This window comes from Corynebacterium sp. HMSC069E04, assembly GCF_001813175.1.
GTDB lineage: Bacteria > Actinomycetota > Actinomycetes > Mycobacteriales > Mycobacteriaceae > Corynebacterium > Corynebacterium aurimucosum.
On record NZ_KV811664.1, the window covers coordinates 23,284 to 30,629 of the forward strand.

8 protein-coding genes are annotated in these 7,346 nt (G+C 59.6%); 4 read left to right on the top strand and 4 right to left on the bottom strand.

Annotated features, from left to right (window positions below; genetic code table 11):
- Entirely contained in the window at positions 1–894 is an 894-nt protein-coding gene (gene truB / locus HMPREF2896_RS04625; protein WP_070718084.1) for a tRNA pseudouridine(55) synthase TruB, read from the bottom strand.
- A 37-nt stretch (positions 895–931) separates the two neighbouring features.
- On the opposite strand from truB, the gene HMPREF2896_RS04630 reads away from it, so the two are divergent.
- From HMPREF2896_RS04630 to HMPREF2896_RS04645, 4 genes are all read left to right on the top strand, one after another.
- Entirely contained in the window at positions 932–1,912 is a 981-nt protein-coding gene (locus HMPREF2896_RS04630) for a bifunctional riboflavin kinase/FAD synthetase (protein ID WP_070718087.1), read from the top strand.
- Positions 1,913–2,830: a nucleoside hydrolase gene (locus tag HMPREF2896_RS04635; RefSeq protein ID WP_070547207.1), complete on the top strand. Its 918-nt coding sequence runs from the start codon at positions 1,913–1,915 to the stop codon at positions 2,828–2,830.
- A 78-nt stretch (positions 2,831–2,908) separates the two neighbouring features.
- On the top strand, positions 2,909–3,178 hold the full coding sequence (gene rpsO, locus HMPREF2896_RS04640; RefSeq protein ID WP_010190317.1) for a 30S ribosomal protein S15: 270 nt from the start codon (positions 2,909–2,911) through the stop codon (positions 3,176–3,178).
- Between the two features lie 140 nt (positions 3,179–3,318).
- Complete coding sequence (locus tag HMPREF2896_RS04645) at positions 3,319–5,589, top strand: polyribonucleotide nucleotidyltransferase (RefSeq protein ID WP_070547208.1); 2,271 nt, start codon at positions 3,319–3,321, stop codon at positions 5,587–5,589.
- Positions 5,590–5,685: 96 nt separating this feature from the next.
- On the opposite strand, the gene HMPREF2896_RS04650 is transcribed toward HMPREF2896_RS04645, so the two are convergent.
- The 3 genes from HMPREF2896_RS04650 to HMPREF2896_RS04660 all read right to left on the bottom strand — a co-directional run.
- A complete protein-coding gene (locus HMPREF2896_RS04650) occupies positions 5,686–6,288 on the bottom strand; it encodes an AMIN domain-containing protein (protein ID WP_246821747.1) in 603 nt (200 codons plus the stop codon).
- A 102-nt stretch (positions 6,289–6,390) separates the two neighbouring features.
- Positions 6,391–6,747 carry a VOC family protein gene (locus HMPREF2896_RS04655; RefSeq protein ID WP_369816035.1) on the bottom strand — a complete coding sequence of 119 codons (357 nt, stop codon included), beginning with the start codon at positions 6,745–6,747 and terminating at the stop codon, positions 6,391–6,393.
- Between the two features lie 179 nt (positions 6,748–6,926).
- A partial coding sequence (locus HMPREF2896_RS04660; protein ID WP_141754763.1) for an HNH endonuclease signature motif containing protein occupies positions 6,927–7,346 on the bottom strand: 420 nt, incomplete at its 5' end.

Consider the following 7,346-nt stretch of genomic DNA (forward strand, 5'->3'; position numbering starts at 1 on the left):
TTATAGCGTCGAGGGGCGCGCGACGAAAACCGTGGCTAAGCGCTTTCCTTTTTCCTTGATCAAGGCAATCGACCGTCCCTGCGGGTCGACGGCCGCGTACGTGCCTTTCAACCCACGCGGCTCCAGCCACTTACCCATGGCCAAAGCTTGGGCCTCATCATCGGTGACGTCCACAACCGGATAGCTGCGAGCGAGCGCCTCGTCGAGGCTTAAGGACAACTCCGGGGAGTCTTCGAGGGCGTCGAGAGGGAGGGCGTCGTCAAGCGTGAAAGGGCCCACTTCCGTGCGGCGCAGCGCGGTAAGGTGTCCGCCGACGCCGAGGGCCTCGCCCAAATCCCGAGCCAACGAGCGGATATAGGTTCCCGAAGAACACGCCACTGAGACGTCGAGGTCGATGAACTCACCCTCGCGGCGCGTAGCGAGAATATCGAAGCGGCTGACCGTTACTGGCCGAGCCGGAAGCTCGACCTCTTCACCTGACCGCACCCTTTCATGCGCGCGCTTGCCATCCACTTTGATGGCGGAGACCGCTGCTGGGCGCTGCATAATATCGCCGTTCAAGGCAGCAATTTCTCGCGCAATGGCGGAATCCTCCACTGCGGTTGCCGGTTTGCCCCACGTTGCTTCCCCCTCCGCGTCGTCGGTGTGGGTTGCCATGCCAAGACGAATCGTTGCGTCATAGGCCTTGGTGGAGGCCACCATGTGGGCAAGAAACTTGGTGCCGCGCTCGATGCCTACGACGAGCACTCCAGTAGCCATCGGATCAAGCGTGCCTGCGTGCCCCACCTTGCGGGTGCGGAAGAAGCGGCGCAGTTTTCCCACGACGTCGTGCGAGGTCATGCCGGCGGGTTTGTCGACGACCACGAGGCCGGAACGTTCGAGCGGATCAGTCATGCCCTGCAGTCTAGGGCACCGGCCGCAGTGGGATAGCATGGTGCCCGTGGATATTTGGTACGGAATCGATAGCATCCCCACTGACCTTGGCCCGACCTCGGTGACAATTGGTGTCTTCGACGGCCTGCACCGCGGGCACCAACAGCTCGTGAGGAAGGCCGTTGAGCACGCGCACAGACATGGACAGCGCGCGGTCATGGTGACCTTCGATCCGCACCCAGTCTCCGTATTCTTGCCGGAGCGCGCTCCTCTCTCCGTGATCACTTTCGAGCGCCGCATGCAGCTGGCGGAAGAAATGGGCATCGAGGCCGTGCTCGTCATCGACTTCACTGAGGAACTCCGGGGCGTCGAGCCGCGCGACTATGTGACGGATCTCCTGGTGGAGCGTTTGCACACAGAGCACGTCGTGGTGGGGGAGAACTTCACGTTCGGCGCGGGTGCAGCCGGCACGGCGGAGTCCTTGGCGGAATTTGGCGCCGAGTTCGGCTTCGGCGTTGACATCGTGCCCTTGCTTGACGACGACGGCGAGCGCATCTGCTCCACCAACATTCGCGCCGCCCTTGCCAAGGGCGATATTGCGCGCGCCAATTGGGCGCTGGGGCGTCATTTCACGGTGACTGGGCCCGTTGTGCGTGGTGCAGGACGTGGTGGAAAGGAGCTTGGTTTCCCAACCGCTAACCAGTATTTCCCGGAATCCGTCGCCATTCCAGCCGATGGCGTCTACGCGGGCTGGTTCGTGGTTGAGCCCACCGGCGCCCCTCTGGAAGGTGACATGGAGCCCGGCATTCCTTATCCCGCAGCCATTTCGGTAGGCACCAACCCTACCTTTGGTGACGAGGAGCGTTCGGTGGAGTCCTTCGTGCTGGACCGCGACGCTGACCTTTACGGCCACGAAGCCACCGTGCATTTCGTCGACCATGTGCGTGACATGGAGAAATTCAATTCCGTGGAGGAGCTCCTGACAGCTATGGAACGTGACGTTGCCCGAGTTCGTGAAATTCTTGCCCGCGAGGTTTAAATGAAGATCATCCTCGACCTTGATACCGGAATTGATGACGCCCTTGCGCTCGCCTATGCCTTAGCGCACCCCGATCTCGAGCTGATCGGGGTTACGGGTACCTATGGAAACGTTCCGGTGGCGTTGGGCGTGCGTAACTCGCTGGCGTTGCTCGAGCTTCTCGACGCCGAGGATGTCCCCGTCTTCATCGGTCCGACGCGGCCGGGCTTTAGCGTTGCTCCCATTTCTGCTTTCATCCATGGCCGCAATGGCCTTGGGGAAGTACTTCTGCCTCCGCCGCGCCGCAAGGCATACGAGGACGCAGTGGGCTTTCTTATCCGTTCGGTCCGTGAGCATGGCGAGGATCTGGTTATCGTGCCGACGGGGCCGTCGACAAGCATTGCAGCCGCCATGCGCAAAGACCCGGACTTTGCCCGCAACGCCCGCATCGTGATGATGGGTGGGGCGCTGACCGTACCCGGGAACGTCACTCCTTATGCCGAGGCCAACGTTTTCCAAGATCCCCAAGCCACGGACTATGTATTCCGCCATGCTCAGGACCTCACGATGGTGGGGCTCGATGTCACGCTGCGCACGTTGCTCACCAGGGAGCACACGAAGCAATGGCGCGGTACACCCACTGGTCGTATCTACGCAGACATCGTGGACTACTACATTCGCGCCTACAAGACGACCTCTCCGCACCTTGGCGGTTGCGGGCTCCACGACCCTTTAGCGGTAGCTGTGGCTGCCGATCCCTCGCTGGTCACCTGCCTCGACCTCAATCTGCGGTGTGAGGATACTGGCCGCACAATCGGTGACCCGGAACGCTTGGATAACCCCACCACCCGTGTGGCCGTTGCGGTAGATGACGCGCGCTTTGTTGATGATTTGATGTCGAAGCTCGGCAGCCTCTATACTTCTACTTCGGCTTGCTGACTGCGGTCCACAGTAGTCACGGGCAGCGCCTCATGGCGCAACATTTCATGTGGACTGAAATACAATAGGAGATTTTCCATGGCTTTGAGTACCGAGAAGAAGGCTGAAATCCTCAAGGAGTACGGCCTGCACGAGACCGATACCGGTTCCCCGGAGGCACAGGTTGCGCTGCTGACTTCCCGCATCAACAACCTGACCGAGCACCTCAAGGATCACAAGCACGATCACCACTCCCGCCGTGGTCTGTTGCTGATGGTTGGTCGCCGTCGTGGCCTGCTGAAGTACCTGGCCGCTAACGACGTTGACCGTTACCGCGACCTGATTTCTCGCCTGGGTCTGCGCCGCTAAGCGCTTAACTTTTGGCCCCCGCACCTTGTGTGCGGGGGTTTTCTTGTCTCATCTGCTAAAATCCTTGGACGTTGTCAGAAAACATCGAAGAAGAGGCGGCACCGAAGATCGCCATGACAGCTCCAAGGAGAGTTATATCCATGAGCGCTAAGAACGCTAAAAAGCAACCGAACAATTCCGTCGAGTTTCTTATCGACGACGATTACGGCATCACCGAGGCCATCGCCACCCTGGACAACGGCGATTTCGGCACTCGCACCATCCGTTTTGAGACGGGCCAGCTAGCTCGCCAGGCCGGTGGCTCCGTGACCACTTACCTGGACGAGGACACCATGCTGCTGTCCACGACCACCGCTTCTAACCAGCCGCGCGAAGGCTTCGACTTCTTCCCGCTGACCGTGGACGTCGAGGAGCGCATGTATGCCGCGGGTAAAATCCCGGGTTCCTTCTTCCGCCGCGAGGGGCGCCCTTCCACCGAAGCTATCCTGGCCTGCCGCCTCATCGACCGCCCGCTGCGCCCAACCTTCGTTAAGGGCTTGCGCAACGAGGTTCAGGTTGTTGTCACGGTCCTCTCCATGGACCCGGAGGAGTACTACGATGTCGTTGCCATCAACGGCGCTTCCGCCTCCACCCAGCTCTCTGGCCTGCCGGTATCCGGCCCGGTGGGCGGCGTGCGCATGGCACTGATTGCTGATGATAAGCACCCGAAGGGCCAGTGGGTGGCCTTCCCGAATAACGAGCAGCACGAGCGTGCCCTCTTCGAGATGGTCGTTGCCGGCCGCATCGTGAAGAAGGGCCGCAAGGACGACGTAGCCATCATGATGGTCGAGGCCGGCGCTGGTGTGAACGTAGCCGAGCGCATCAAGGAAGGCGCACCGGCTCCGCAGGAGTCCACCGTGGCTGAGGGCTTGGAGGCTGCGAAGCCTTTCATCAAGTCCCTGTGTGAAGCGCAGGCAGGTCTGGCGGAGCGTGCAGCTAAGGAGACACAGGAGTTCCCGCTCTTCCCGCCCTACGGTGATGATGTTTACGCGGCCGTCGAAAAGGCAGCCTCCAAGAAGCTGGAGAAGCTGCTTACCATCCCGGGTAAGCAGGACCGCGACGACGCCACTAATGAGTACATGGAGCAGGTCGAGGCTAAGCTCATCGAAGACTTTGATGACCTCGACGAGACCGATGCATCCAAACAGATCCGCAACGCCTTCAACGCCGTGATGAAGGACATCGTGCGCACCAAGATCCTCACCGAGGGCTTCCGGATCGATGGCCGTGGTGTGACCGATATCCGTGACCTCGGCGTGGAGGTTGATCTGATCCCGCGTGCACACGGCTCCTCTCTCTTCGAGCGTGGCGAGACCCAGATCCTGGGTGTGACCACCCTGGACATGCTGAAGATGGAGCAGCAGATCGATTCTTTGACCCCAGTGGAGTCCAAGCGCTACATGCACCACTACAACTTCCCGCCGTACTCCACCGGCGAGACCGGCCGCGTAGGTTCCCCGAAGCGCCGCGAGATTGGTCACGGTGCGCTGGCTGAGCGCGCGTTGCTGCCGGTGATCCCGTCCCGTGAGGACTTCCCCTACGCCATTCGCCAGGTGTCTGAGGCCCTTGGTTCCAACGGTTCTACCTCCATGGGCTCCGTCTGTGCGTCCACCCTGTCCCTCTACAACGCGGGCGTTCCGCTGAAGGCTCCGGTGGCGGGTATCGCCATGGGTTTGGTCTCGGGCGAAGTCAACGGCAAGGAAAAGTTCGTGGCGCTGACCGATATTCTCGGCGCTGAGGATGCCTTCGGCGATATGGACTTCAAGGTTGCCGGTACATCCGAGTTCATCACCGCCCTGCAGCTGGATACCAAGCTGGATGGCATTCCTTCGCACGTGCTTGCCGACGCCCTCGAACAGGCCCGCGACGCCCGTGCCGCCATCCTCGACACGATGTCTGAGGTCATCGAGGGTCCAGACGAGATGTCTGGCCTGGCTCCGCGCATTACCTCGGTGACTATCCCGGTGAACAAGATTGGTGAGCTCATTGGCCCGAAGGGCAAGACTATCAACGCCATTACTGAGGAAACTGGCGCCGATGTCTCCATCGAGGAAGACGGCACTGTGTATATCTCTGCCGCTACCGGTGAAGCAGCTGACGCTGCGATCGACCGCGTGAATAGCATCGCTAACCCGCAGCTGCCGAAGGTGGGTGAGCGTTTCCTTGGCACCGTGGTGAAGACCGTGGCTTTTGGTGCCTTCGTTTCCCTGACTCCGGGTCGTGACGGCCTCGTACACATCTCGAAGCTCGGTGGCGACGAGCGCATTGAGAAGGTCGAGGACGTCGTCAATGTTGGCGATAAGATTCAGGTCGAAATTGCCGACATTGATAATCGCGGCAAAATCTCCCTGGTTCCGGTTGAGGAGGACTAATCCTCGGACTAGCTAGGACCACTAGGACCTCCTAGATCAAGGGCCCTGTAACCCAGAAATTAGCTGGGGACAGGGCCCTTATCGTTTCACCACACGTCAAACCTGGAAGTCGAGAACTAGGCGTTTAGGGTCCTCCAGGAAAGTCACTGAGTACGGTGTCTTCTTCTGTAGTCCAATGATCAATTGGGTTTGTGCCTCGAATGAGGTCGTGTATACGACTTCGCTCACCACACCAGTACCGGGAGTAGTTCCTGGCTTCATATACCTTTCTTCGAGATCGGGTGTGGAAGGCCACGGAGTTCCTTCGACCCCCAGATTGAGAAAAGTGCTTCCCTTTACTTCGACTGGATGACCTGATGCCTGCTGACGAGGATCGTCGGTATAGGCGGTGAACCAGCCGGGCTCACCTTCTCCCTCGAGGTCAACCACTACCCGCGTGAAACCGTCGTGAGCACCTACGCGCACGCCCGTCGGAATGAGGCCGCCCAACCGATCTGGCATGTGGTGTTGGTCATCAATCGCAGCCGTCCCCATACCCGCAAAGGCAGCAACATTGGCATCCTGTTGTGAGAGAGCATTCTGCGTGTCACTGGACGGCGGCTCCGGCCCATCGATAGCAGCGGAGCTAGACGGAATTGCACTGAACTGCGGTGCCGGAGTCGTGTCTGACCCACGCTCCGCGCATGCAGTTAGAGGCATTACGCATAGGGCGCTAACGGCTGCGATGATAGCGACGGAAGAAGGTAAGTGTGACATTCTTTATTCTCTATTTCTTGAGCTGTACCAGTTGGATGAGGTTGCCTACGGTGTCATCGAAGACGGCGATGATGGAGGGGCCGACGTCGGTCGGCACCATAGTGAAATGCACTCCCACTTTTCAGTGAGCTCGCTATATTCTCGCTCCACGTCTGCGGATAGGAACTGGGTGACAGGGACACCGTCAGCCTTGAGTGCTGCTGCGTAGTCCTTGGCCGCGGAATGGGCCTTGGGCTCGAGCAGGAGCTCCATATCCCCTTGGCCTTCCGCATTGGTGACCGTGAGCCACCGAAAGTCTCCGTGGGTTACATCGTCCTTGACTCGAAAGCCGAGCGTATTGACATAGAAGTCGTGAGCGAGGGCAACATCATCGACGGGTACTGAGGCAATGTAGATCTGCATTCACTCCATCCTAACCGGCATGACTAAGTCCAGCCGGTCCCAATGGCAACAGTTGGGGCGAGCCTGACTGGGCTTCGGCAGTGCAGTCGTCGTCTGTGACGACGGTGGTTGTGTTCCTGGTTTCTTGGGTTCTTTCCTTTCTGCTGGATTGGTGTCGTCGTTTTATTCGACGGTGAGGTTTAGAAGGGGATGTCGTCGGTGCTGGCATCTGTGTCGGTGTTGTCCTCGGCTTGGGCTTGTTGTTGTGCGTAGTCGTCGAGTTCTTGTTTGAGGTATTGGGCTTCCTCGCGGATGCGTTTCCTGGTGGCGGTGATGTGTTGGGCGACTGTTTGTGCCCACCGTTTCTGTTTTGGTGCTAGCGGCCCGTCGGCTTCGGTAATAGTCCAGGTGCCGTCTTCATATAGCCAGATGACATCCCCGCTGTAGGGGTCGAGCAGGTATTTGAGGGTGCCATCGGTTTTCATGTTGTGATGGCTTTGGCATAAACACGCTAGGTTCTTCGGGTGGGTTGGCCCGCCTTCGGCCCAGTTGTGTCGGTGATCCAACTGGCTGAGAAAAGCAGGCTCGCCGCATCCGCCGACCCGGCAGGTACCGTCGCG